This window comes from Arboricoccus pini (genome assembly GCF_900187945.1).
Taxonomy (GTDB): Bacteria; Pseudomonadota; Alphaproteobacteria; order Geminicoccales; family Geminicoccaceae; genus Arboricoccus; species Arboricoccus pini.
Genome location: NZ_FYEH01000013.1, coordinates 65,278 through 89,653 on the forward strand (window position 1 = coordinate 65,278; position 24,376 = coordinate 89,653).

The 24,376-nt window shown below is 63.4% G+C and carries 22 protein-coding genes; 12 read left to right on the forward strand and 10 right to left on the reverse strand.

The genetic code is table 11. The features are described 5' to 3' along the window. The first annotated feature begins 5 nt into the window (after nt 1–5). From CFB17_RS15525 to CFB17_RS15545, 5 genes are all read left to right on the forward strand, one after another. A complete protein-coding gene (locus CFB17_RS15525; RefSeq protein ID WP_088562482.1) occupies nt 6–1,556 on the forward strand; it encodes an O-antigen ligase family protein in 1,551 nt (516 codons plus the stop codon). 40 nt (nt 1,557–1,596) lie between these two features. Further along, on the forward strand, nt 1,597–3,051 hold the full coding sequence (locus CFB17_RS15530) for an oligosaccharide flippase family protein (protein ID WP_088562483.1): 1,455 nt from the start codon (nt 1,597–1,599) through the stop codon (nt 3,049–3,051). After that, nucleotides 3,048–4,277, forward strand: coding sequence for a glycosyltransferase (locus CFB17_RS15535; RefSeq protein WP_088562484.1), 1,230 nt, complete (start codon nt 3,048–3,050; stop codon nt 4,275–4,277). The genes CFB17_RS15530 and CFB17_RS15535 overlap by 4 nt, the downstream gene beginning before the upstream one ends. Beyond that, on the forward strand, nt 4,274–5,482 hold the full coding sequence (locus CFB17_RS15540) for a glycosyltransferase family 4 protein (RefSeq protein ID WP_088562485.1): 1,209 nt from the start codon (nt 4,274–4,276) through the stop codon (nt 5,480–5,482). Before CFB17_RS15535 ends, CFB17_RS15540 begins: the two co-directional genes overlap by 4 nt. 84 nt (nt 5,483–5,566) lie before the next feature. Beyond that, nucleotides 5,567–6,622 carry a hypothetical protein gene (locus CFB17_RS15545; protein WP_088562486.1) on the forward strand — a complete coding sequence of 352 codons (1,056 nt, stop codon included), beginning with the start codon at nt 5,567–5,569 and terminating at the stop codon, nt 6,620–6,622. Nucleotides 6,623–6,674: 52 nt separating this feature from the next. On the opposite strand, the gene CFB17_RS15550 is transcribed toward CFB17_RS15545, so the two are convergent. Together CFB17_RS15550 and CFB17_RS15555 are read right to left on the reverse strand one after the other, a co-directional pair. Continuing rightward, on the reverse strand, nt 6,675–7,313 hold the full coding sequence (locus CFB17_RS15550) for a polysaccharide biosynthesis/export family protein (protein WP_088562487.1): 639 nt from the start codon (nt 7,311–7,313) through the stop codon (nt 6,675–6,677). A gap of 2 nt (nt 7,314–7,315) precedes the next feature. Then, on the reverse strand, nt 7,316–8,632 hold the full coding sequence (locus CFB17_RS15555; protein ID WP_165769645.1) for an outer membrane beta-barrel protein: 1,317 nt from the start codon (nt 8,630–8,632) through the stop codon (nt 7,316–7,318). Between the two features lie 623 nt (nt 8,633–9,255). Here CFB17_RS15555 and CFB17_RS15560 point away from each other — a divergent pair. Beyond that, nucleotides 9,256–11,091, forward strand: coding sequence for a serine aminopeptidase domain-containing protein (locus CFB17_RS15560; RefSeq protein ID WP_088562489.1), 1,836 nt, complete (start codon nt 9,256–9,258; stop codon nt 11,089–11,091). Between the two features lie 405 nt (nt 11,092–11,496). Here CFB17_RS15560 and CFB17_RS19035 read toward each other — a convergent pair whose 3' ends face one another. The 6 genes from CFB17_RS19035 to CFB17_RS15585 all read right to left on the reverse strand — a co-directional run bounded on the left by CFB17_RS19035 (nt 11,497) and on the right by CFB17_RS15585 (nt 16,587). Next, on the reverse strand, nt 11,497–11,850 hold the full coding sequence (locus CFB17_RS19035; RefSeq protein WP_133063928.1) for a hypothetical protein: 354 nt from the start codon (nt 11,848–11,850) through the stop codon (nt 11,497–11,499). Between the two features lie 407 nt (nt 11,851–12,257). Beyond that, nucleotides 12,258–13,250 carry a glutathione S-transferase family protein gene (locus CFB17_RS15565; protein WP_088562490.1) on the reverse strand — a complete coding sequence of 331 codons (993 nt, stop codon included), beginning with the start codon at nt 13,248–13,250 and terminating at the stop codon, nt 12,258–12,260. A 213-nt stretch (nt 13,251–13,463) separates the two neighbouring features. Further along, nucleotides 13,464–14,198, reverse strand: coding sequence for a MotE family protein (locus tag CFB17_RS15570; protein WP_088562491.1), 735 nt, complete (start codon nt 14,196–14,198; stop codon nt 13,464–13,466). After that, nucleotides 14,198–14,854 carry a DUF6468 domain-containing protein gene (locus tag CFB17_RS15575; protein ID WP_088562492.1) on the reverse strand — a complete coding sequence of 219 codons (657 nt, stop codon included), beginning with the start codon at nt 14,852–14,854 and terminating at the stop codon, nt 14,198–14,200. The genes CFB17_RS15570 and CFB17_RS15575 overlap by 1 nt, the downstream gene beginning before the upstream one ends. A gap of 3 nt (nt 14,855–14,857) precedes the next feature. Beyond that, nucleotides 14,858–16,075, reverse strand: coding sequence for a flagellar motor switch protein FliM (fliM, locus tag CFB17_RS15580; RefSeq protein WP_088562493.1), 1,218 nt, complete (start codon nt 16,073–16,075; stop codon nt 14,858–14,860). Continuing rightward, a complete protein-coding gene (locus CFB17_RS15585) occupies nt 16,072–16,587 on the reverse strand; it encodes a flagellar basal body-associated FliL family protein (protein ID WP_088562494.1) in 516 nt (171 codons plus the stop codon). Before CFB17_RS15585 ends, fliM begins: the two co-directional genes overlap by 4 nt. Before the next feature lie 212 nt (nt 16,588–16,799). Between CFB17_RS15585 and flgF the strand changes: the two genes are divergently transcribed. The 6 genes from flgF to CFB17_RS15620 all read left to right on the forward strand — a co-directional run bounded on the left by flgF (nt 16,800) and on the right by CFB17_RS15620 (nt 21,506). After that, entirely contained in the window at nt 16,800–17,522 is a 723-nt protein-coding gene (flgF, locus tag CFB17_RS15590) for a flagellar basal-body rod protein FlgF (protein ID WP_088562495.1), read from the forward strand. A 32-nt stretch (nt 17,523–17,554) separates the two neighbouring features. Then, on the forward strand, nt 17,555–18,337 hold the full coding sequence (flgG, locus tag CFB17_RS15595; RefSeq protein ID WP_088562496.1) for a flagellar basal-body rod protein FlgG: 783 nt from the start codon (nt 17,555–17,557) through the stop codon (nt 18,335–18,337). A gap of 5 nt (nt 18,338–18,342) precedes the next feature. Continuing rightward, complete coding sequence (flgA, locus tag CFB17_RS15600) at nt 18,343–19,077, forward strand: flagellar basal body P-ring formation chaperone FlgA (protein ID WP_165769646.1); 735 nt, start codon at nt 18,343–18,345, stop codon at nt 19,075–19,077. Beyond that, nucleotides 19,074–19,826: a flagellar basal body L-ring protein FlgH gene (flgH, locus tag CFB17_RS15605; RefSeq protein ID WP_088562498.1), complete on the forward strand. Its 753-nt coding sequence runs from the start codon at nt 19,074–19,076 to the stop codon at nt 19,824–19,826. Before flgA ends, flgH begins: the two co-directional genes overlap by 4 nt. 592 nt (nt 19,827–20,418) lie before the next feature. Continuing rightward, nucleotides 20,419–21,117, forward strand: coding sequence for an HAD family hydrolase (locus CFB17_RS15615; protein ID WP_088562500.1), 699 nt, complete (start codon nt 20,419–20,421; stop codon nt 21,115–21,117). Nucleotides 21,118–21,146: 29 nt separating this feature from the next. Further along, nucleotides 21,147–21,506, forward strand: coding sequence for a cupin domain-containing protein (locus CFB17_RS15620; RefSeq protein WP_088562515.1), 360 nt, complete (start codon nt 21,147–21,149; stop codon nt 21,504–21,506). Nucleotides 21,507–22,049: 543 nt separating this feature from the next. On the opposite strand, the gene CFB17_RS15625 is transcribed toward CFB17_RS15620, so the two are convergent. Together CFB17_RS15625 and CFB17_RS19280 are read right to left on the reverse strand one after the other, a co-directional pair. Next, on the reverse strand, nt 22,050–23,783 hold the full coding sequence (locus tag CFB17_RS15625; protein WP_088562501.1) for an ABC transporter ATP-binding protein: 1,734 nt from the start codon (nt 23,781–23,783) through the stop codon (nt 22,050–22,052). A 260-nt stretch (nt 23,784–24,043) separates the two neighbouring features. Continuing rightward, on the reverse strand, nt 24,044–24,376 hold a 333-nt coding region (locus CFB17_RS19280), incomplete at its 5' end, for a hypothetical protein (protein WP_165769647.1).

A 24,376-nucleotide genomic window follows, 5' to 3' on the forward strand; every position in this document is an offset into this window, starting at 1 on the left:
GGTCGATGCGCGCGCGCGGCACCCTGTCGGACATTCCCGGCATCGCTCTTCCCGGTGCACGGTTCGACCGGAACGGCCCGGCGATCGCGGCTGCGCCGCCGCCGGCTGTCCCGGTCGCGGCAGCACCGGCGCTGCCGCGCCTCGGCCTCATGCCCACGCTCATGCTGGCCGCGATCTTCATCGTCCCGGTCCTCATGGGAGAGGTCGGGCTCTCCAGCCCGGCCAAGCTCGTTTATCCGGCTCTCTTCGCCCTGGCGGCCCTGGTGGCGGCAATCCGCAGCCCGGGGACTTATCTATCGCTCATCGTCTGGTCGCTGGTGGTGACCCCGGGCATCCGCCATGTCATCGATTTCCATGCGGGCTATTCCGACAGCAACCCGATCATGCTCGCACCCTATCTGGGCATCGTCGTGGCTTCGCCCTTCACTGTCATGTTTGTGCTGCGCGGCACGCGCTTTGGCGGCGTCATGCTGACGCTTATCCTGGCTGTCTGCTTCGGGCTCGGCACAGCCCTGGTGACGGGCGCGTTCATGGACCCCCTGATGGCGGCCATGCGATGGCTCTCGCCCATCTGCTTTGCCGGCTATGTCTGCGCCCACGCCGAGCATGAACAGGCGATGCGGACCGCCATCGTGCGTACGATGGCCGTTGCCCTTCCGGCAGCAGCTCTCTACGCCATCATCCAGTTCGTCTCGATCATGCCCTGGGATGCCTATTTCATGACGGCATCCAAGATGGGCAGCATCGGCTGGCCCGAACCTTTCCTGGTCCGTGTCTTCGGCACCATGAACTCGCCCGGCAGCCTGGCTGCCCTCCTTGGCACCGGGACACTCTTCCTGTTGCCCCGGACCCGCGGGCTGGGCTGGTTGACGGTGCTGCTGGCCTTCGGCGCACTTTTCCTGACGACACAGCGCGCCGCCATGGGGGCCTTCGTCGTTGCCTTGGTCTATCTGATCGTCACCAATCGTGACCCGGCCATGCGCGCCAACATCATCAAGCTGGTGATAGCACTGGCGCTGACGATCACCGTCACGCTCAGCATCCCGGGCGCGGGCAAGAAGCTGCTCGGCAGCTTCAGCTCGGTATCCCAGCTCGACAAGGACGACAGCGCGCAGCAGCGTCTAGAGCAATATAATACCTTTCCCCGCTGGCTCGACGAGTTGCCGCTCGGCCGCGGTCTCGCCTGGTCGACCAATGGCCATTATCTCGAAGCGGGCGATCATATCGCGATCGATAGCGGCATCATCGATATTCTGGTGAGCCTGGGCGTTCCGGCGGGCCTCTTCTATCTCGGGGCGCTGGGCATCCTTGCCTTCAACGGCATGAGCATCGTTGGCCGTTCTCAGGACAGCAGCGCCCGCGCGGAATTCGCCGGCGCCCTTTTTGGCTTGTCACAGCTACCCTTCGGCGGCCAGCAGACCGCCGAGCACGGCATCTTGCTCTATTTGATGATTGGCCTGTTTCTCGTAAGGGCAATTTCCAGCCCATCCCTTCCCGCTACCGTCGAACGTGCGCCGAACAAGCCTCTCGACCGCTTGGCGGCAGGTAGGCGATAAACCGACGTTTCGACGATTTGAGCCTGAGAGGCAAAGCGGGATGACCAATCTACTGGACATCGTGATCCAGTTCGGCTCGGCGGTGCTGGGGCGAGGCTTCTATGTCGTCCTGCAGATCGTGCTGGCGCGGGTCCTGGGCCCGCATGATTTCGGCATCTATGCCATTGGCTGGACCGTTGTCGGGCTCGTCAGCACGCTGACCCCGCTCGGCATGCCACAGGCCGCGTTGCGATTTTCGGTGGGCGGCCGCGCTTCCCTTCTATCGGCGCCGATGATACTTGCCGGCGGTACCAGCCTTTTGACAGCACTGGGCCTTTGGTTTGGTGCGGGGCCGATAGCACGTCACATTTTCGGCGCGCCCGATGCCGCCTTGGTGATCCAGGCCTTCGCCCCCTCGGTCTTCCTCCTCACGCTCTTTACCGTGATGCTCGCCTCGCTGCGCGCCTCGGGCGGGCTCCTGGCCTCGGCGATAGCCGGCGCGTTGATCTTCATCATTTACTTCGCCGCCACGGTGCTGGTCTTCCAGGCCTCGGCCTCGGCCTCGGCCGCTGCCCACATGTACAATCTGGCCCTCGTCCTGGTGATCGGCCTGACGGTCTTCATGCTGGCGGCCAGACCTTCCCAGGCGACACCGGTGGCGCTGCGCACGCTGATACAGTTCGGCCTCATCACGATGTTCATCAACAGCGCCAACGTCCTCAATATCTGGGCCGACCGAGTTGTCCTCGGGATGATGTCGGATGCCAGCGCGGTCGGCATCTACCAGGTGGCCTCGCAGTTGGCGATGATCCCGATCGTCCTGCGCAGTGCCGTCATCACGGTCTTTGAGGCCCGCGTACCGAAGGTCGCAGCGCCAGGCGCGAGCGTGCCCGAGATCTCCCAAGAGTTCACGGCCGCACTGCGTATCCTGCTCCATATGACCGGACCGGGCCTCCTGGCCCTGGCGCTCACCGCCGGATTTTGGGTCCGCCTCCTCTTCGGCGAGCAATATGTGGCGGCGGCACCAGCCTTGGCGATCCTGGCCCTGGGCCAACTGGGCGCCACCCTGTTCGGCCCCTCGACCAATGCCTTGCACATGACGGGCAAGGAACGACTGGTCATGGTCCTTACAGTCGGCTGCTGCATCTTCAATCTGGCCGGCAACGTCCTGCTCATTCCCTTTCTAGGTTCGACCGGTGCCGCTCTGGCTTCGGCGATTGCCATCGTTCTGGTCGGCTTTCTCGGCATCGTCGTGCTTCTGCGGACGGGCCGCCTGACCCTAACGTTTGGCGCCGTCGGCGACATGCTGGCCGGTCTTGGCGCCGCCGCGCTCGTCATGGCGGCCATGATCTTTCTGGTCGGCACGCCTAGCCTCGCCTACGCCATTCTCGTGGCGGTAACGGGGTACGTCGCCTACGCCCTTCTCGTCTATTGTCTTTGCACCAGTGAGGACGAACTTGTGGACCTCGTACGCGCCCGTCTGGCGCGCCTCCTCGGACAGGCTTCCCTCACATGAACGTTATGAATCGCTCCAGCGCTCTGCACGTGGAATCGACACCCGGGGTCCGAGGCGCGCCGCCATCCACGCATGTCGCGGACAGAGGGCGCATCAAGGTACTCCACAGTGTGGGACATCTGTTGCGCGGCGGCATTGAGACCTGGCTTTACCAGATGGTGACCAGGCTCGACCCCGCGCAATTCGAGCATCACGTCCTCGTGTGGACGGATGAGGAGCAGGCCTTCACGGCGGATTTCCGTGCCGCCGGGGTCCGGGTCCTTCCCTGCCTCGGGCACACGAATCCCTTGCGCTTTGCGGCCAACTTCCGTCGGCTGGTCGCGGAAAACGGGCCCTACGACATTCTCCATACGCACGGCACGCATTATCATGGCTTCGTGATGATGCTGGCCGCCCGGGCGGGCATCCCGGCCCGCATCGCGCACAGCCATACCGACATCAAGCCGGTGCTGGCGGAGGCGAGCCTGCCCTACAAGCTCTATGCGGGCCTCGGGCACGCGGCGATCCGGCATTGGGCGACGGTCGGGAGGGGCGTCAGCGATCTGGCCGCCGCCTCCATGTTCAACGCGGATTGGCGAGACGATGCGCGCTTCGGCGTCCTTTATTGCGGCGTTGATCTCGAGCCCTTCGCGGCAGCACCCGATCCCCTTCTCAGGGCAAGGCTCGGCATTCCCGAGAAGAGCATGGTGATCGGCCATGTCGGCCGCTTCGAGAAGCAGAAGAATCACAGCTTCCTTCTCGAGACGGCGGCCGCGGTGCGCCGGCGTGACCCGGCTGCGCATTTCCTGCTGATCGGCGATGGCAGTCAGCGTGCGGAGCATGTAGCGCGAGCCGAGGCTCTGGGCCTCTCTCCCCACATCACGTTCATCCCTGATTGCCGGACCATTCCAGCACATATGATCGGCGCCATGGATCGGTTTCTGTTTCCCTCCCTCTACGAGGGCCTGCCGCTGGTGACCGTGGAAGCGCAGGCAGCGGGCCTGCCTTGCCTGATCTCCGACAGTCTGACCAGAGAGATCCTCGTTGAGGGCACGAGCAGCCGCATGCTGCCACTCGCGGCCGGGGTGGATGCCTGGGCCGAGGCGCTTTTAGCCCTGCCGGCGCGGACTGAGGCATCGAAGGCCGCGATGCAGGCGACGCTGCGACGTGGGCCGTTCAACATTGTCAGCGCGGCGGCATCGCTCGCCAGCCTCTACGAGCAAAGCCTGGAGCGGAGCAGCCGATGAGCAAGCCTTCCATCTTCATCGCCCATCCCTCCGATCTACTGACGGACCACCTGCCGAACGGCGACGGTCTGGTCGCCTTCGGCTTCATCAACGAGTTGGCCGAGCGCGGTTACCGGCTGCATATCGCCACGCGTGGCCAGTCTCTCTCCAAGCCCTTGCCGGACAACGTGACGCTGCATCCATTGCCCACGCGATCGGGTAACGAGGCGCTGGGCCGCATCGAATACATGTTCGCGATCCGCAAGCTCCTCAAGCGGCTGCGGGCTGCCGAGCGGATCGACATCGTTCACCAGCTCAATCCCGTCTTCGCCGGGCTATCTTTGGGCCTGCTCGGCTGCAACCTGCCGATCGTACTTGGCACCTACGTGGCGCGCTGGCCGGACGAGCATGACGGCAAGGCAGATCGAAGCCGTGCCAGAAAGATGATGAGCACCGCCGTGCGCTCGGTCGTCGAGGGCCTGCAGCAACTGCATGCCGATGCACTGTTGCTGACGACACCGGCGGCGCGCAATCGTCTGGCCCTTCCCTCGCTGGTCGAGAAGAAGATCCATCTGATCCGGCATGGCATCGATGCCAAGCTCTTCAGCCCGGCCGCCGATTTTCCCCGCCGGCTGGCGGACGAACAGGATCTGAGCATCCTGTTCTACGCCCACGTGGATTACCGCAAGGGCGTCTTCGTCCTTCTCGAGGCCTTCAAGATTGTCGCCCGGACGATACCCAATTCCCGCATGACGATCGTCGGTCGCGGCGATCACATGGAGGAGTTCAAGGCCAAGGTCGCGGCGTCGGGCCTTGGAGATCGGATCGAGATCAAAGGCCGGCTCGATCGTGGCGACGCGCCATCGCTCATGCGCGATCACAGCGTCTATTGCCTGCCTTCCTTCGGCGAACCCTACGGCTCGACTGCCGTCGAGGCCATGAGCTGCGGCATGCCGGTCGTTTCCAGCAACGATGGTGGCCTTGGTCACATCGTTCCGCCGGGCGGCGGCTACAAGGTGCCGCCCGGCGACCCGGCGGCACTGGCCGAGGCACTATGCAAAGTGCTCAGCTCGGCCACCGACCGGGTCGGGATGGGACGCATCAATCGCCTGCATATCGAGCGCCACGCGACGTGGGAGCGTGTGGTCGACGAACTCGAGAAGGTCTATCGAAGCGTCGTCAGCCAGCCATTGGCCGTCGATCAGGACTCGCGCGCCGTGGGCTAGCAAGCCTTGGGCCGAGCAGGCGCCAAGAGCGCAACCTTTCCTTCATCCCCGGAGATGAAGGGCCGTGATCGTCGAAAGCTCTCCATGCCAAACCGCTACTTTGTGTGCACGCCCTACAGTCCGCCCGTCGAGTTCGATCTTGCGAATGAGCGACCCGTGCACGACGCGGACATCGTCTATTTCGTCCGCATCTTTCGGCTGCTCGAAGAAAAATATGGGCTCGAGGGGCGGACAGTCTGTTTTGTCTGGGGCTCCCAGATCCCGCTCCCCGTGCTGGGCCAGCATGTCATCGCCGTCATCTATGGCGACGAGCATTGCCGGGTGCCAGGCTATATCGGCAAGGTCGGCGCCGTTTTGAAATGCCACGGCTTTTATCCCAATTACCTGCCGCGCCTGCGTCCGACGCGGACGGCCTTTCTCGAAGGGTTGGAATGGTGCCGCAACCTCCTTCTCTGGCTGCCGAACGGCTGGAGGCTGCTGCAACGGCGCAATCGCCGCGTCTGCCACCTGCTGCCGCTGGGCTATGGTGTGCCGGCTACGGAATCGACCGTGACCGACATCACCACCCGGCCTTATGTTACGTCCTTCCTCGGCAGCATTAAGCAGACGGCCGGCAAGGGTCGTGGTCTGCGCGGGTGGCTGGGAACGCCCAAGCTCGTCTGTCGTCTGGCGATGATCGAGGCCTTGCGGACGCTGGAAACGCGGCTCGGCAAGGAGCGTATCCTCCTCGATATCACGCCTGGCTTCCAGGAAAGCCGCGAGCGCCAGGCGCGCTATCTCGCGACCATGGCCGACACCCAGATCTGCGTGGCGCCGCGCGGGACGGCGCACGAGACGCTCCGCGTCTATGAGGGCCTGCAGCACGGCTCGATCATCGTATGCGACCGGCTGCCTTCTCATCCCTTCTATCGGGGCGCCCCGCTTTTTCAGATCGCGGCGTGGCCGGACGCGGTGGATCTCATCGAGGACCTGGCTGCCGATCCGGAGCGCCTGAAGGCCATGCAGCAGGCCTCGCTCGCATATTGGCGGGACGTGCTGAGCGAGGCGGCCACAGCTGCTCGCATCGCGGACTTCCTCGACGGGCTCAGCCGCAGGACCGTGGTGCGGACAGGGGGGAGCCAGCCCCGCACGGTCGCCTGAGGGGCGGCCAGGCCAGCGCCGGATGCGACCCGGCGGCTAGCTCAAGCGTGCCCTAGAAACGGCGCTCCAGAATATTGAGCACGTCGCCCGGCTCCAGGCGACCGGAGCGCGCGATCCGGTTCTCCGTGCTCGCCTGATCGCTCGTCCGGATGACAGTTCCATAATCCTGGAAGGCGCGATAGGTGAAGCCCCCGGCCAGAGCCACCGCAGTCAGGACCGTCATGCCCGGCTGGAAGGGATACTGACCGGGATTGTTTACCTCCCCCAGGACAAAGATCGGCCGGTAGGCAGAAACCTCGGCGGCGACGCTGGCATCGGTCAAGAGGTTGCGGCCCTTGAGCTGGTCGGTCACGTTCTTGGCCAGTTGGTCGGTGGTCAGGCCGGTCGCCTTGACAGCACCCAGCAGTGGCATGTCGATCGTGCCGCTGTCGCTTACCCGGAAATCGCCCGACAATTGCGGCTCGTTGAAGACGATGAGGCGCACTTGGTCCCCGGGCCCGAGCTTGTAGGGCGAGTCCGTCGTGGGTGTGTCGGGTAGGAAAGCGAGGTCGTCCTTGGGCGCGCAGGCCGCGATTGCCGTGGCGCCCAGGAGGGTGGCCAGAGCGCGGCGGCTCAAGGCCGGCCCCGCACCCTTTGGTGGACGGCTCCGCGTTTGCGGATGACGACGAGGCGGCAGGGCGATCTCATGCATGCTCAAAATCCAATATCCAACCGCAGCTGCAGGATGTTTCGATTGTAGTCGTTCGGGCCGTCGCTCACGCTCTGGCTGAACTGATAGCCGGCATTCAGCTTCAGGCGACGATTGATCAGCCAGGTGGCACCCACCCCGGTCGTCAGGATCGTCTGGTTATCACCGCCGCTCTCGATGAAATCGGCATATTCAGCGCCGACGGATGCATTGAGCAGCAGGTTGCGCAAAAACTCATGATCCACGACCACGCGGCCGCGCGTATAGACATATTCGTCCTGGTTGCCGGCGGTGGCGTCCTGGATGGTGCGGGACAATGTGCCCGTCACGGTCGTCAGCCCGTCCGGGGTCCAGACGCCGCCCAGCTCGACGACCGGCGTCGTCTGGCCATCGCGATCCGAGGACTTGTACTGACGGGTCTCGATGCCGATCAGGGCCCGATAGCGAAACACGGCATCGGCCTGGGTGTCGAAGCCCACCAATGCCGAGAGACCGGTCGAATCCAGGCTCGACTGGCCGGGCGTATCATTATCGTAGCTCGTCGTGCCAGCGCGGACGACGCCCAAAAGCGCGCGATGCGGGCTGGTCTCGTAGCGCGCGACCAGTTCCGCTTGGGCCGTGCGATGATCGCTATCCGACTGGCTGACATGCTCGCCGCCAAGTTTGGTCGAGCCATAGTGATACTGGCTGAGTTCCAGTTGCGGGGTCAACGTCAGGCGGTTGAAGGTCTTCTCGTAGCCGACCCGCGCCCCATCCAGGTCGTAAGGCGTGGGCGAGCGCTGCCCGGTGGGGGAAGCGATGTCGGCCGGCGACTGGTTGAGGCGCTGATGATAGACGGCACCCCGCAGCCGGTCGCGGCCAAGATCGTAGAAACCGTCCAGTACTCCTTGATAGTCCGTCGTCGATTGGCTGGGATAGCCTGAGGGGCCGTCCATCACGTGACGGTTGTCGAAGGACAGCAATCCATTCAGCGCATGGCGATTCCAGTCGGACCTGACATCGAGCGCGGCGCCCGTTCCCAGAATCGTGCCGCTTTCCTTATGCTTCAAGCCCAAAAGATTATCGTCATAGGCAAGGCCCGAATAGACCGAGGGCCGAACGACGAACGAGCCCGCCTTCACGCCCGGCGCGTCATAATCGGGCCGCAGTCGGGTGGTTACCGTGACGCCGGCTTCATCATTATAGCCGTAGGCCGTCGGTGGCGCGTACTTGTCCAGCACCTGCGCTACGGCGAGGCCAGGGGCGAGGCACACTGTCAGCGCCAGCAGGCGTACGCCCCGCGCTAGGCCAGGTGACCCTCGCCTGAGATGATTCAGACGCATGGGAAGGCAGACATCAGTAAGCTCTAGCAGTCCCTGACCATGACATAAGGTGCACGGGTACGAACCTCCGTAAGCCGTGGCCGTCGATGATACCGTGGGGCCGGCGGCGCGATATGCCCGCGATGTTACAATCGCTGATTTTATTGCCTTGCCACGATCAAGGGCGACATTCCCTTGTCCACTCGGCCTCGCCCTGCCGAATTCGGCAGGGCGAGGCCGGCCGGTTCTCAACCGAGGCGTGGCAGCAAGTTTTGCCACATCATGATATGTCTTGAATGTCGTTGGTGCAAAGAGGACCTTTTCGTCTGCCCCGCTTCCATCGATAGTGCTGCTTGGCGTCGTTGTAATCATTAGCGATCACTGGATTTTGCTCCTTCGGGCGCCATTGATGATCAACAGTTCATTTACTTCGCCATCCCTGTTTCGGAGATATATGCGGTAAATTTTCCTCGCGCCGCCAATATGGCTGGCAAGGCCAGGACGCATAGAACGTTTGCAGAAATAAAGCGGAATTTGGGCGATGCCGGCGGCTTTTATTAGTCTATTATTAGGCGGGCGCGGGCTAGTGAATCGTGGTCGTACCGCCCTCTTTCAACCGCGACCGAAGCGTTAAAGACATACTCATGGAACCTATCTACTTCGCTGATCGCTTTGGCTGGCTCCATCGGGCATCGGGCACGCGAGGAGTCGTCCTTTGCAATGCGGGCGAGGTCGAGCAACTCAACGTGCATCGGCATTGGGGTCTGCTCGCTCGAAGGCTGGCGGCGGCAGGCATACCGACCCTGCGATTCGACTATACGGCGACGGGGGACTCGGCCGGCGATGACGACCAAGCCGGGCTGGTCGAACGTTGGATCGCGGATATCGGCGATGCGGTTGCCTGCCTCCGCGAGATGACGGGCGTCAAAGAAGTGGTCCTGGTCGGCCTGCGCCTTGGCGGATTGCTGGCGACGGTGGCTGCCACGCGCCTTCAGGATATTGACGGCCTCGTCCTTGCGGGCGCGCCGATCTCGGGGCGGCAATATCTGCGCGAGATGCGCGCGCTCGCCGCGATGATCGACATGGAATATCCCGCTACGGTGAAGGTTGCGACGAGCGGCATCGAGACGGCGGGCTTCCGTCTGAGCAAGGAGACAAGCGCCGACCTGGAGAAACTGGATCTGGCAAAGCTCGCCATTCGCCCGGCGCCGCGTATCCTCCTGGTGGCGCGTGGTAATGGCAAGTCCGATCGGGATCTGGCCGCTCGATTGGCCGGCCTTGGCGCCGACGTCGAGACCATGCCCTTCCAGGGCTATTCTGAACTGATCCAGACCAGCGTCGACTCGCTGGCCCCCGAGGAGGTTTGGGCGCGGATCATCGACTGGGCCGGCCAATCGATGACAAAGGATGCCACTGCCACGGCCAAGCAGGCCCGGCTCGGGCCCGCGCTGATGCACACGTCGCATGAGCTGGAAACACCGCTGCAGTTCAGCAATGACCATCCGCTCTTTGGCGTGCTCTCGGAGCCGGTGGCCCAGCCGATCGACATGGACCGGCCTCTGGTCGTCTTTCTCAATACCGGCCTCGATCATCATATCGGCGGCGGCCGCATGGCGGTGCGCATCGGTCGCTGGCTCGCGCAAAAAGGGATCTCGTCGTTCCGCCTCGACACGCGCGAGATCGGTGACAGCATCAGTGGCGTCCAGACGCCCAGGGGTGCCGAGGGCCTCGTCCATAAGAAGGAACCGGTTCGCGATCTGCGGGCGGCATTGGACCAGCTGACGGCGCGTGGCTATCGCCGCTTCGTTCTCTTCGGCATCTGCTCGGGCGCCTATCTTTCGCTGCACGCAACGACGGAGGACCATCGCGTCGTCGGCCAGCTCATCGGCAATCTTGCCCATTTCGAGTGGCCCGAGGGTCTCTCCCTTGATGAGGCACGACGTGTCAGCGTGCGGCCCAAGGAGGTCATCCTTGCCAATCTTCGGCGTCCGGACAAATGGCTGCGAATCCTGACGGGCAAGCGGCGCATCACGGACGTCATCAGGAGCGAGCTGCAGCGTCTGCGCATCCGCCTGAAGATCGAGCTCACCGCCCTTGCTGATCGTGTCGGGCTGGACCACCTGATCCAGAACGAGCCCACGATCTGGTTCCGCGATTTCTCGAAGCGCAAGGTGCACAGCCGGTTGATGTTCAGTGGCGGTGATCCCGGCTTGCGGCAGGTCGAAAAGGATGTCGGTGTTCGCGGTCGGCGCATCTGCCGCGACGGCATGGCAAAGCTCGAGGTCATCGAGGGTGCCAACCACGCGATGCATGACCGCTGGACCCAGGAAGCGTTGCAGCAGGTTCTTCTCGACCTGATCGACGCGATCGGACCAAGCGAAGCACCGTCGCTGCAAAAGTCCGTCACGGCGACGGCGCCCTATGTCGGCGCCAAGGATCGCGACATGAGCCTCTCGAGCTCGGTGCGGACGGCGGACTGAAAGTCGCGCCGGGCACGGCGTGGCTCAAGTTCAGCTTGGCCGGGGATGATCGTTCCTGGGCGCAGGCCCGCGTGGAATATGTCGATCAGCTCAAGGCGTTTCTGGAGGCACAAGACGGCGTGACGTTCGAAACGGCTTGACTGCGCGGCGTGTCCGCCATGCTGGTGACTCCCGAGGAGACCGCGAATGATCGAGTCCTCATTTACAAGCATGGCCGTGGCTACGTGCATGGTGGTGCCCGTGCCTATCTTGGGCTGAACGGCCACTATGCAAGGCGCCTGCACGCGCAAGTTTATGGCAGGGCTTATCGCCAGGCGTCCGAATTTCCTTCCCGACGCCCGTCGACGACGTGTTCAACGCGTGTAGCGCGCTCTTTGGGCCCCATGAGCCCTCGCGCATGGCGATCTATGATAACAGTGCTGACGGCGCCATGGTGGTGACAGTCGTGCGCAAGACGTGCCGATGCCGCCGGGCGGAGCCGCAATATCGCCTTGGGCGGCCGTCGGCCTGCACGTGAAACGGTCTAGATCCAATCGTCAGCATCGAGATGCTCGAATCGCTCGCGAGGGCCTTTCTTCTCGATGTGCTCGCCACTGATCCGGACGCGTCGCCAATCAAGGCGAGCTTCAAGGCCTGACGCCGATCCTGATTCAGACCGGCGAGAATGAGGTCAAGCTGAGTGGCGGCATCATCTTGGCCGGGCTTCTTGCCGAACGGCGGGTGCGCACCACGCTCGAAGCGTGGCCCGGCATGTTCCATGTCGGTATCGCTTCGACGGTCACGTGGCCGAGTCCGACGAAGCCCTCGACAACGCCGTGGCGTTCCTCACTCGCGGGTTCAATCGCGTCACCAATTCGCGATAGATGCGCTCAACGCGGCGGCCTTCCTGCGATATCGTCTCGAATGCCGCCAGTTTGGCCAGACTGCGTGCGGGTCGCCTAGCTAGACTCTTGCACTTGGCACTCTATCACTTGCGGCTCGAGCTGCGCAGTCAGGCATGGGTCAGCCCTGCTCTCGTCATCGCTTGTGCCCAGGCCGCAGGTCCAAGGCGGCTCGGCCAGGTCCAGTCACTCCCGCACACAGATTCCAACAGCCCATGCTGACATGCGCGCAGGTTCAAAACGGCCTGCAAGCTCGGATCTCCGACGCGCGCATAGGGCTGGCCGTCAGGAGGTCGTAAGCGAGAGTCCTTCCCTTCCGGGGCTCGTGTCGAGGTCGAGCAGTGGGCCCAGGGGAACGATGCCTGTGGGATTGATGGTAGGGTGGCTTTGATAATAGTGATTCTTGATGTGACGAAAATTCACGGTCGGAGCGATGCCCGGCCATTGGTAGATGTCGCGGAGATAGGCGCTAAGATTGTGGTAGTCGGCGAGCCGCCTGAGATTGCACTTGAAATGGCCGACATAGACAGCATCGAAGCGGATCAAGGTCGTAAAGAGGCGGATATCGGCTTCTGTCAGAGCCGTCCCGGTAAGAAAGCGTTGCCGGGCCAGGCGCTCCTCCAGCCAGTCCAGCGTCGCAAACAAAGGCTGGATCGCCTCTTCATAGGCCGCCTGCGTCGTCGCGAAGCCTGCTTTGTACACGCCATTATTAAGCGTGTCGTAGATTCGAGCATTGAGCGCTTCGATTTCTTCTTGTAGAGGCGGCGGATAATAGTCGCCGGGCCGGGCCCCCAAGCCGTCGAAGGCTTGGTTCAGCATGCGGAGGATCTCGGCCGACTCGTTGCTGACGATCGTGCGTTCCTCCTTGTCCCAGAGGACGGGCACGGTGACGCGCCCGGAATAATGCGGGTCGGCCGCCTTGTAGATCTCGTAGAGGTAGCGAGCACCCAGAAGATCGTCGGCGACGACGTCCGGGCCGGGCTCGAAGGTCCAGCCATGCTCGCGCATCAGCCAGTTGACGACGGAGACGCCGATCATCCCCTCCAGGCCCTTGAGGGCACGCATGATCAGCGTGCGATGAGCCCATGGGCAGGCAAGGCTGACATAGAGGTGGTAGCGGCCGGCTTGCGCGGGAAAGGCCCTGGTGCCGTCGGGAGCCCTGGCACCAGGCGCCGTCAGCCAGTCGCGGAACCCTGAGGCCTGGCGCACGAAACGACCCGCCTGGCTCTCCGTATCGTACCAGACGTCCTGCCATACTCCGTCGACGAGAAGTCCCATCTGCCGTCTTCCTTAGTCGTCCCGCTTCGGTAGATCCCTTGGGCCCGCCGCCCACGCGGGGCCGGCATCGTCCTTGCGCTCGGAAGGGCTCATCCAATGGGCCACGTAGCGCGCCATCAGCGGCTTTCCAGATTAATCGCCCAAAGGCTATGCCAGGTGCCGCTGGCCGCACCGCTCGCTACCTCCCCGATCCTTGCATCCGGGCGGCACCGGCTACTGCTTGAGGACCGGCAACGGCTCCGCGTGGGCCATCTCGACCGTGATCTCCTGCGCTTTGGCGGGGTCCATCTGGGCCACGATCTTAGCCAGCCGCTGGCCGTTCATCGCCTTGACGATCGGCATCAGGACGTCGAGTTCAAGCCCGTCAAAGACCTCGGCCGCGTTCGCGGGCTTCATCGATTCATAGACCTTGACCAACCGCAGCATCTGTTCGCGCTCCTGCCGCGTGATACGATCCGCAAGAGCGGTCAGTTCGCCCTTGTAAGTCTCGAGTCGCTTGAGCTGCGCATTCGCTCGCGCCTCCACCTGGCTCACCGCTGCCTCGCGAGCGGCGATGGCAGCTTCCCGTTCCTCGAGCTTATCTTGCCGGTTCTTCAGATCGGTCGCGACATCCTCGAGGACGCCATAGCTGGCGGGATCGATCGGACCGGCGTGGCCACCAGTCGGGCCGCCCGCGGTCTCGGCCCCGGCCTTGCGGATGACCACCGGGGCCGGATCGGCCGGACGCTGATCGGCGATTGCGGTGCCGACCAGCCAGGTAACGGGCGCGCTCAGCTCCTGGGTAATGGTGGGCCATTGGCGGGCCGCCTCGATCATACGGCTGGTCAGGACGCCGAGGGCAACCAGGGCCGTGAGCAGCATGATCCCGCCACGCGGCAGATGCAGAAAGCGGGCAGGCCTCGTCAATTGCGCCTTAAGCTTTGAAGAGGCATGAGATTGTAGCAGCATCACATGGCATCCACGGGCTCGAACATAGGCTCGGCGGGGGCATGACGGGCAAGCCGATTAAGGATGCTGTTCACCGTCGAGCGGTGGCGCGGCCGCCCAGCCAGGAGGGAGGGCGCCTTTTCACGCTCGACCATGCCCAAGGGCAACTCATCAAAAGTCGGACGGATGGCCTCGGGCTCGGCCGCTTCGGCAGGGAGTGCCAGAAGATCGCTCGAAACCGGTCGGCGGTGCATGGTCACTGCCGGCATCGGGCTCGGTTCGCACTGCGGGACCTCGGCCACTTTGACCTCCTCATCGATCACGGCTCCAGCTCGCGAGGGTACCTCAGCCAGCCGACGATAGGCCGTGTTCATCGACGTCTCCAGGCGTTGCGAAACGCGCATAGCCGCGCTGATCAGCTTGTTCAGCTCGTCCAGCCGATGGCGAGCCTCATCTTCTCCCGTGGTCATCTCGTGGGCGACTTCCTCGGCCGTCACCTTAAGGCGCGCCATCGCGGCCTCGGCCCGCGCGACGACCGTATCGACGCCTTGAATGAAGCTCGCGACCTCGCTGCGCTCGAAGCCGATCTTCTTGAGGCGGCGATGAACCACGGCGCACCAGGCGATGGAGCAGGTCAAGACGACCAGCAAAATGAGGTCGATGATGAACTCGTTCATGACTCATACATCTTTCGGTTGGGGAAGGGTTCCCAGCTGCGCATTGATGGCGACGGCCATCGTGTCACCGAGACGGCCGATGCGGCCCGAGAACATCGGCACGCCACCGCTCCGCAGCGTGACCAGATCCTCGGTCGTGGTATCGAGCGCGAGGGTCGTGCCGACCTCGAAGCGCATGACATCGGCCAAGGACATGGACTGCTCGTCCAGGATAACCTCAAGCTCGAGGTCGGTTACCAGCATCTGCGTCGCCAGGTGATTTTCCCAGATCGAATCGCGGCCGAACTTCTCGCCCTTGAACATCTGCGTAAGCTGGCCGCGGACCGGCTCGAGCGTGACGTAAGGCAGGACGAAATCGATGCTGCCGCCGCGATCCTCGAAACGGACATTCATGCGGAACACGACACAGGCGTTGCTCGGGCGCACGATCGCGACGAATCGCGGGTTGGTCTCGATGCGGTCGAGCCTGAAGTGAACCTGGGCCAGGGGCTCGAACGCTTGCGAGAGATCCTCAAGAATGAACATGAGCAGCCGCTCGATCAGCCGCGTCTCGATCGAGGTATAGGGGCGCCCCTCAATGGGGGCCGCGGCCTGGCCACGCCTGCCGCCGAGCAGCAGGTCGACGATCGTGTAGATCAATGCGCTGTCGACCGTCAGCATAAGATGGTGTTCCCATTGCTCAGGCTTGACGACGGCAAGCATGGCTGGCAGCGGCACACGGTCCAGATAGTCGCCAAAGCGATGCGCCGTGATTGTCTTCAAATCCACATCGACGGTTTGCGCCACCATCGAGCGGATGGTTGTGGTCAAGAGCCGCTCCAACCGGTCGAAGATGACCTCGAGCATCGGCAGGCGCTCATAAGTCACGTCCTTGCGGCTGAGGATGGCGGCGAGGCCGGATGGCTTCTCGGATTCCGCTTCATCGCCGACGCCAAGAAGATTGTCGATTTCGTTCTGGCTTAGACTGCGGGCCGGCGTGCCCGCATCGTCGTCAAGCTCGGTCCCCCAGGCGGCAGCCAGCGCATCCATGTCGTCCTCGCCGGCGTCCTGGTCTCCGGAGGTCTCCCGTTCAACCTCGGCTACCGTCTCGGCCGCCGCCGGCTTGCTGGCGTGTAGGCCAAGCTCGAGGTCAGACGGGTCGCTGGAGGGAGACGGCTCGCCCTGGGCGCCGATGGAAGGCGTGCCGCTGGTGGGATCGTCCTGGTCGATGCCCTCGCTCATTGGACGAGAAGCTCCTTGAAGAGGACGTCTTGAATCTGCGCGGGCGCGATGATGAGGTTGATTCGCGCCTTGAGTTCGTCCTTCAGTCGCTGCATGCCTTCGCTGCCGCCGACCTCGTCGACGCTAAGGGCACGCAGATAGAGCTGCACTGCATCGAGGATCCTGGGCGTGGCATCCTTGATTCGCTCGCCGTCTTGCTCGTTGCCGAACTCCAGCGCGAAGCGGGTCTTCAAAAAATGCAGGCGCCTATCGCTCGACGTCAGATTGACGAGCATGTCGGGCATGTCGACAAAGGCAACCTTGCTCTCCATCGCCGGCTCGAGCCGGGCTTCGGCCGCCGGCGCTTCGGCACCGCGCGTGGCGCCATTTCTCCCGCCGCCGATGATGCCCAGATACCAGGCGCTGGCACCCGCCGCTGCAAACAACAGGAGGAGAACGGCGATCAGGATCAAGACTCCCTTATTCCTGCCTCGTGGGGCAGCGTTCGGGACGGCGTCGATTGCTGTGGACATTCTCGCTTCCAGCGCATCAAGCGGCGCAAGGCTCGGCCGCGGTCGGACGCCGTTCTACCGCCATAAGCGTTAACAAACGGTTGCCACGCAGCGCCTTAGCTCCGCCTGGGAAATGCGGGAGCCGTTAACCTTTGGGCAACCACTCGATGATAGTTTGGCGCATGGAAGGGTGAGACGCGCCGTCATCGCCCAGCGATCGTCGAAGATCGGTCATGGAAACAACAGCCTATATCGCGCTCAGCCGGGCAGTGGCGCTCGATCGCCAGATGACCAATGTGGCCAACAACATGGCCAACACGGGCACCAGCGGCTACCGGGCCGAGCACAGCGATTTCAAGACCATCCTCGAGAAATCCGGATCATCGCAAAAGCTGGCCTTCGTCCAGGATCAGGGCATGATCCGCGACGATACAGCGGGTGCCGTCGAGCAGACGGGCAACGATCTCGACCTCGCGATCGCCGGCGACGCCTATTTCGTCGTCCAGACCCCGAACGGCAATCGCTATACACGCGCCGGACATTTCCAGCTCGACCAGCAAGGCCGGATCGTGACCTCGGACGGCGCCCTCCTTCTGGATGAGAACAACGCGCCCATCATTTTGCCGGAGCAGCCCGGCAAGGTGGCGATCGGGCCGGACGGCAGCATCACCACCGATCAGGGCCAAGAGGGCAAGGTCGGCCTCGTCAATCTTGCCAACCCCGATGGCATGAAGCGCGAGGCAGGCTCGCGCTACGCGAGCGACGAGGTGCCGACACCAGCCACCGATGCCACGATCGTGCAAGGCTCGATCGAACAGTCAAACGTCCAGCCGATCCGTGAGATCACCTTGATGATCGACACCCAACGCGCCTTCGAGGGCTCGATCAGGCTGATCGAAACGCATCATGAACTCGAACGCAAAGCGGTCGAGAAAATCACCAACGTGCAGGCCTGACAGGCGGCTCGATCTGAATTGGAGAACTGACCGTGCGGGCATTAAGCGTCGGCGCCACCGGAATGATGGCGCAGCAACTGAACGTCGAGACGATCTCGAACAACATCGCGAACATGACGACGACAGGCTATAAGCGCCGTCGCGCGGAGTTCCAGGATCTCCTCTACCAGAGCGAGCGGCGCACGGGATCGGCCACCTCGGACGAGACGAGGGCACCGACGGGCATCCAGCTCGGCCTCGGCGTCAAGACAGCGGCCGTCTACCCCGTCACCGATCAGGGCGAGCTCACCAACACCGAGAACAAGTTGGACGTCGCGATCCAGGGCTCCGGCTTCTTCGTCGTCGACAAGCCCGACGGCGAGCAGGCCTATACCCGCTCCGGCAATTTCCAGCTTAGCCAGGATGGCAACATCGTCACGCCGGACGGTTTCGAGCTCAGTCCGGCCATTCAAGTGCCGGTGGATGCGACCGAAGTTTCGATCAATGCGAGCGGCCAGGTTTCGGCCAAGATCTCGGGCCAGACCAATCTCCAGGTGCTGGGCCAACTCGAGCTTGCTACCTTCGTCAATCCCGCTGGCCTCGAGGCCAGCGGCAGCAATCTCTGGATGGAGACAGAAGCCTCGGGTGCGCCGACCCTCTCGACACCGGGTACGGAAGGTGCCGGAACCGTCCTGCAAGGCTATCTCGAGAGTTCGAACGTCAATCCGGTCCAGGAACTCACCTCGCTGATCATGGCGCAACGCGCCTACGACATGAACTCCAAGGTCATCACGGCTTCCGACCAGATGATGTCCACCATCACGCAGATGCGATGAGCGCCATGACACGTTCCGGCTGGCTGGCCCTCCTCTTCCTGATCGCGGCAGTATTAGGGCATGCCAAGGCTGCCTCGCTCACCCTGGAAAAAGGGAGGCCGTTCACGCAATCGGGCTTCGAGCAGCTTATCGAGGATGCGCTGCCACCTTCGCAGCCCGGCCAGCGGCTGGCGTTGCGGACGTTGACGCCGTCCTTGCCGATGAACAACTCGACGAACCAGCCTGTGCTCCTCGACCTCGCGGACCTGCAGATCGATCGCGCGAGAGGACGTTTCGAGGCAGAACTCGTCGTTCAGGCTGAGGGCGGCCGCCGCAATCCCTTAAAGCTGGTCGGCAGTGTTACGACCGAGGTCGAGGTGATCAGCCTGACGGCACCCGTTGCGGCAGGCAGCTCGATCGACCCTTCGGATGCCTCCATCACCTGGATAGCAGAGGGGCGCCTGCCCGAGGATGCTCTTCGAGACCCGAGCCAGCTCAAGGGCATGGAGGCGGCACGCCGCCTGCCTGCCGGCAAGCCGTTGCGGGAGGGCGACATCCGACCCGCCAGCCTCGTGCGGCGGAATGACGTCGTCGACATCGTTTACCACAGCAATGGTATGGAGATTTCGCTGCTCGGACGATCGCTGAGCGACGGGAGCAGCGATGCGATGGTCCGCGTCATCAACGGAGATACCGGCAAGGAACTGCAGGCGCGCGTCATTGGCCAAAAGCAGGTTGAAGTGAAGGGAATGACGCGATGAAGGCTTCGAAGATCAGCCTGGTCGGTGCGGCCCTCCTGGCCATGTCTCTTGCGGGATGCGTGGTCGCCGACAGGCTGGCCAATGTCGGCCAGGCGCCGCAGTTCAGCCCTGTGGTCAACCCGACGCAGCAACCGAACTATCAGCCGGTCAATCTGCCGATGCCAGCACCGGAGCCCATGGTGGCGGCCGGTGCCAACTCGCTCTGGCGAAGCGGTGCCCGCGGCTTCTTCCGCGATCAGCGCGCACGGCGGATCGGCGACATCCTAACCGTTGCCGTCAAGATCAAGGACAACGCGACGCTGGCAAATGAGAGCAAGAGATCACGAGCGAACAGCGACAAATTCGGCCTGGCATCATTTTTCGGCTTCGAGAAGAAGCTAGAGAGGGCACTCCCGAATGGGGCGGATTCGAATTCGCTCGTAGATGCCAGCAGCGACACCTCCAACGATGGCAAAGGTGGAGTCGTCCGCAAGGAAGATATCGAGCTCAATCTCGCGGCCGTAATCGTCCAGGTTCTCCCAAACGGGAATTTCGTCATCAACGGACGCCAGCAGGTCCGCGTCAACTATGAGATGCGGGACATCACCGTTGCCGGCATTGTCCGCCCGGAGGACATCACGCCGACCAACACGATCAGCCATGAGAAGATCGCCGAACTGCAATTTGGATACGGCGGACGCGGCCAGCTCACGGATGTTCAGCAGCCACGCTACGGCGCCCAGGTCCTGGATGCGATATTGCCCTATTAGAAAATCAGGCTGCGGGCCCCTAAGCATCGTCGACGCGCTCGATCCCGGCACCGCCGCGCTTTGAGGCAATGAGCAAACGTGTCGAATGACGCTTCGCGGCAACCGACTGGGCAGCCAAAGGTGGAGCGATCATCGCGAGGGATGCCCAGCCATCGCATGGGATTGTCTTCATGGTGCAGCACTCGGACCATGAGCCGAGTACGGAGAGCATCAGCGTAACGGCCGGCCGGCCAAGCGTCGCGGGAACGGCGTCGGCGCGTGGCCTCAGGCTGCCGGGGCCTGCGGCCGGCAGCCTGGACAATCGTCCAATCGGGCTTGTGCCGACCGGCATGATGAGGCGGGGCACGGCAAGCTACGCCAATCGAGCTGGTGACACACGCTGAACCCCTCGCCAGCGTTGCGGCAGACGGCGCTCCTTTGGCCAAGGCTAGCGGACGCCCATGGTCAGGGGGCTTCATGCGGCGACGGTCGGGGGGACATCGTGTCGATTGGCAGCAGGCGATCTCTTGCGTATCTTGAAACTTGATGCCCGTCGCTGATGGCCCGATCCGGTCCATGGCGGGATGGAATGTTTCGAGCGCCGGATAATGCTATGCCTTTGGCCTTGATCGGTCTCGATGCCGACGACACGCTTTGGCATAATGAGACTTATTTCAGGCTCACGCATCAACGCTTCGCCGACCTCCTGGCGCCTTTCGCCGATCCCGACGACATCGAGGCCCGGCTCCTGGCCGTTGAAGAGCGCAATCTCCGCATCTATGGCTACGGCGCCAAGGGCTTCACGCTTTCGATGCTGGAGACGGCGCTGGAGATCAGCCACGGCCAGGTGTCGAGTGCCATCCTGGCGGAAGTCCTCGAGGCTGGCCGCGCCATGCTCAGCCAGCCGGTCGAGCCGCTGCCCGGCGTCGGTCAGGCCCTGTCGCGGCTGGCCGAACGCGCAAAGCTCGTTCTCATCACCAAGGGCGATCTCTTCCACCAGGAAAGCAAGCTAGCGGCATCCGGGCTCGGCGATTTCTTCAGCGGTGTCGAGATCGTCAGCAACAAGTCGCCCGAGGTCTATGCCCGTGTCTTTCGTCGCCACGGCGCAGAGCCGGCCGCTGCCCTCATGGCCGGCAATTCCGTTCGCTCCGACATCCTGCCGCCGCTCGATTGCGGCAGCTACGCAGCACTCATCCCCTACCATCTGATCTGGGCGCACGAGGCGGCCGCAGCCCCGCACGACCATCCGCGCTTTCGCCAGCTCGACAGTCTGGACGCGCTTCCCGCGTGGATCGATTCTCTCGATTCCTGAGCTTGAAAGCCTCGCCCGAGATGCCCAAAATGCCATCACCATGCCCTGCCATTGTCGACTTCCAGGCATCCCTGCCCGCCGCGGAATCCTTCCGTCCGGCGGCGGAGCGCATCCTCGCTGGCGATCCATCGCAAGCCGCGTGGAATCTGTTTGCCACCGGCGACGGCCGCTTCAATTGCGGCATCTGGACCAGCGAGGCCGGCTCATGGCGTGTCGCCTTCACCGAGAACGAATTTTGCCACCTTCTCGAGGGCGTCATCCTTGTCAAAGGAGACGACGGCAGCGAGTGGCGCTTTTCGGCCGGCCAGGCATTCGTCGCGCCTGCCGGCTTTACCGGCACCTGGACGGTGCTCGAGCCGGCACGAAAATTCTACGCCGTCTACGAATAGCGCCGGGCCTCCTGGCCCCCTCATCCATCGTCCTGCCCGCGCCCATAGCCTCCCGGCACTCCATCCATCCGCACCTGCGACCGCAGTAAGGACGGATCGGCCCCGCCCATTTCCGGTTCTCCATCCAGCAGCGCCGCTCGCACGACCAGGACGGCCGATCGACGATGCTCCATGCCCACCGGCCAAGGACGCTCGTCGGACCGGCCCTGCCCCGACGCTCTCGACGCCCCGCGCCACCGGGACCATCAGTGCAGCCAACAACCGCGAATCCCGGCGCGGCAGCCTGCCTTTTTTCAGCGCGCCACATACACCCCCGTTCGCGACGGGTCGCTTGCCCCTAAAGCCAAGCCGTCGCTAGGAGCGCCGCCCGCGCAGGCCAGGCCCGAGGGCGCTTCCCCCAAAATACCGGTCTCGCGAGGCCGGCCAGACCGGATCTCGCCCAGACGACGCCGGTGGCGGCCGCCGCCCGGGCCGGCGGATGGATGACCTGTCGCGACATCATCCGGGGCAGAGCAACCACCACGCCAAGGGATCGACGCCGCCTCAACCCGCCAGCCGGTCGGTGTCGGCGGCAAACTGGGCGTGATGCAGGCGGCTATAGACGCCCTCGGCGCGCAGCAACGCCCCATGCGCCCCCTGCTCGACAATGCGCCCGTCCTCGATGACGACGATCCGATCGGCGTTCCTGATCGTCGCCAGCCTATGGGCAATCACAAGGCTAGTCCGCCCCCGCGCCAACTCGGCCAGCGATTGTTGAATCGCCCTCTCCGTCTCCGTATCCAAGGCTGAGGTCGCCTCGTCCAGAATGAGGATCGGCGGATTCTTCAAGAACATGCGCGCGATCGCCAGACGCTGCTTTTGCCCGCCGGAGAGCTTGACGCCGCGCTCGCCGATCACCGTGTCCAACCCAGCCGGCAGCTGCTCCAACATCGGCGACAGACGGGCTCGCTCGGCCGCCGCACGAATGGCCGTCTCGTCCGCATCCAGCCGCCCATAGGCGATATTCTCCCTGATCGTGCCAGCAAAGAGAAAGACATCCTGCTGCACGAGGCCGATCTGCGCCCGCAACGAGGCCAGCGTCATGTCGCGAATATCGATCCCGTCGATCGTCACCGCCCCGGCATCGACATCATAAAAGCGCGGCAACAGCGAGCAGATCGTCGTCTTGCCTGCCCCGGACGGCCCGACGAACGCCACCGTCTCGCCGGCCCTGATCTCAAGATCGATCCCCTTGAGGATCGACGCCTCGCCGTATCCGAAGGTGACGCCCTTGAACCTTATCTCGCCCTTGAGCCCGCTGACGGACACGGCACCCGGCCGGTCGACGATCTCGGGCTCGGTATCCAAAAGCTCCGTGTATCGCTTGAAGCCCGCAATGCCGCGCGGATAAATCTCAAGGACGGCATTGATCTTCTCGACCGGCCGAAAAAACACCCCGACCAGCAAAAGAAAGCCGATGAACCCGCCGGCACTGAGTTCGCCATGCAGGACCAGCCAGGTCCCGACCACCATGACAACCAGCTGCGTCAGCCGCATCGAGAGATAGGAGAGCGACATGCTGGCCGCCATCGCCCGATAGGCCTGGAGCTTGGTCAGCCGGTAGCGCGCATTGTCCTCCGCAAAGAGCCGGCGCTCATAAGCCTCGTTGGCAAAGGCCTGCACCACGCGAATTCCACCCACATTCTCCTCAATGCGCGCATTGAAATCGCCCACCCGCGCGAACAAAGCCCGCATCGTTCTCGTCATCCGCGCGCCATAATGACTGGCAAGCCAACCCGTCGTCGGCACGATCACCAGCGTCACCAGCGCCAGCTTCTCGTTCACCATGAACATCAAGGCGAAGGCACCAAGGAACGTCATCACGGCAATGAACAAATCCTCCGGCCCATGATGCGCAACCTCGCCAATATCCTCCAGATCCTTCGTGATACGCCCGACCAGACGGCCCGTCTTCTGATTGTCGAAATAACGAAACGATAATTTCTGCAAATGCTCAAAAGCCTTGCGACGCATCGTCGTCTCAATATTAATCCCGAGCTTGTGGCCCCAATAATTGACCACGACCATCAAGCCGGTATTCAGAAGATAAATGAACAAGAGACCAATCGACGCCAAGACGATCAGCCCCCAGTCTTGGCCAGGCAGCAGCCGATCGACAAACGCCTTCACCGCCACCGGAAAACCAAGCTCCAGAAAGCCCGAAACGATCGCACAGCCGAAATCAAGGAGGAACAATGCCTTGAATGGTCGATAATAGTTCAGAAATCGTCTAAGCAACATGATCACCCGGACAGAGCAATAAGACGGCAAGACTAATCTAACCGTTTCTCCAACGGCTCGCCAGTCAAGCCCACACAACGCCCCCAGCCGGGAATGCAGACGGAAGTGGCCTCCGGCTGCCCCCGGCGATCTGATGATCGCCGTCTCGCTGCGAGAAAGTAGGGATGCCTCCGGCGGCCAGGGGGCACCGCCCCCTGGACCCGGGTTGGGGTGGGGTTGTCGGTCGCGGGTGAGGATCGAGTCTTACCCGGCCACCATCACGAGGGCGGGCCGGTCCCGTAGCGGCCGATCTTCCTCGCACCCTGCAAGCGTATCGCCGCCTGCAGGCTCTCCGCCGGCCGCTCGTGCCAGTACCGCGCCACACCTCGCGCCACCGCCTCAAGGCGCAACGCCGGCAGCGCGCTGGGCCCAAGGCCCGTACCCATCCGCTCGGCCTCGGACGCCAGCTTGTCCGCCAGACGGTTCAGCTCAGCCCGGTTGTCCCGCGCCACCCGCCGCAGATCGGCCAGGGCCAGCGCTTCCGCCTCCTCCTGGTGCTCGGGTATCGCCGCGCAATGGCTCCAGTCGCCCGGCGGCTGGCGCGGTTCGGC

What these genes read in the sequence shown, in the direction of transcription:
- flgF (WP_088562495.1), top strand. Translation starts at nt 16,800, where the DNA reads ATGGAAACAACAGCCTATATCGCGCTCAGCCGGGCAGTGGCGCTCGAT.
- CFB17_RS15550 (WP_088562487.1), bottom strand. Translation starts at nt 7,313, where the DNA reads ATGCATGAGATCGCCCTGCCGCCTCGTCGTCATCCGCAAACGCGGAGC.
- CFB17_RS15615 (WP_088562500.1), top strand. Translation starts at nt 20,419, where the DNA reads ATGCCTTTGGCCTTGATCGGTCTCGATGCCGACGACACGCTTTGGCAT.
- CFB17_RS15535 (WP_088562484.1), top strand. Translation starts at nt 3,048, where the DNA reads ATGAACGTTATGAATCGCTCCAGCGCTCTGCACGTGGAATCGACACCC.
- CFB17_RS15620 (WP_088562515.1), top strand. Translation starts at nt 21,147, where the DNA reads ATGCCATCACCATGCCCTGCCATTGTCGACTTCCAGGCATCCCTGCCC.
- CFB17_RS15565 (WP_088562490.1), bottom strand. Translation starts at nt 13,250, where the DNA reads ATGGGACTTCTCGTCGACGGAGTATGGCAGGACGTCTGGTACGATACG.
- CFB17_RS15575 (WP_088562492.1), bottom strand. Translation starts at nt 14,854, where the DNA reads ATGAACGAGTTCATCATCGACCTCATTTTGCTGGTCGTCTTGACCTGC.
- CFB17_RS15555 (WP_165769645.1), bottom strand. Translation starts at nt 8,632, where the DNA reads ATGCGTCTGAATCATCTCAGGCGAGGGTCACCTGGCCTAGCGCGGGGC.
- CFB17_RS15530 (WP_088562483.1), top strand. Translation starts at nt 1,597, where the DNA reads ATGACCAATCTACTGGACATCGTGATCCAGTTCGGCTCGGCGGTGCTG.
- fliM (WP_088562493.1), bottom strand. Translation starts at nt 16,075, where the DNA reads ATGAGCGAGGGCATCGACCAGGACGATCCCACCAGCGGCACGCCTTCC.
- CFB17_RS15545 (WP_088562486.1), top strand. Translation starts at nt 5,567, where the DNA reads ATGCCAAACCGCTACTTTGTGTGCACGCCCTACAGTCCGCCCGTCGAG.
- flgH (WP_088562498.1), top strand. Translation starts at nt 19,074, where the DNA reads ATGAAGGCTTCGAAGATCAGCCTGGTCGGTGCGGCCCTCCTGGCCATG.
- CFB17_RS19035 (WP_133063928.1), bottom strand. Translation starts at nt 11,850, where the DNA reads ATGGAACATGCCGGGCCACGCTTCGAGCGTGGTGCGCACCCGCCGTTC.
- CFB17_RS15525 (WP_088562482.1), top strand. Translation starts at nt 6, where the DNA reads ATGCGCGCGCGCGGCACCCTGTCGGACATTCCCGGCATCGCTCTTCCC.
- CFB17_RS15560 (WP_088562489.1), top strand. Translation starts at nt 9,256, where the DNA reads ATGGAACCTATCTACTTCGCTGATCGCTTTGGCTGGCTCCATCGGGCA.
- flgA (WP_165769646.1), top strand. Translation starts at nt 18,343, where the DNA reads ATGACACGTTCCGGCTGGCTGGCCCTCCTCTTCCTGATCGCGGCAGTA.
- CFB17_RS15570 (WP_088562491.1), bottom strand. Translation starts at nt 14,198, where the DNA reads ATGCTGCTACAATCTCATGCCTCTTCAAAGCTTAAGGCGCAATTGACG.
- CFB17_RS15540 (WP_088562485.1), top strand. Translation starts at nt 4,274, where the DNA reads ATGAGCAAGCCTTCCATCTTCATCGCCCATCCCTCCGATCTACTGACG.
- CFB17_RS15585 (WP_088562494.1), bottom strand. Translation starts at nt 16,587, where the DNA reads ATGTCCACAGCAATCGACGCCGTCCCGAACGCTGCCCCACGAGGCAGG.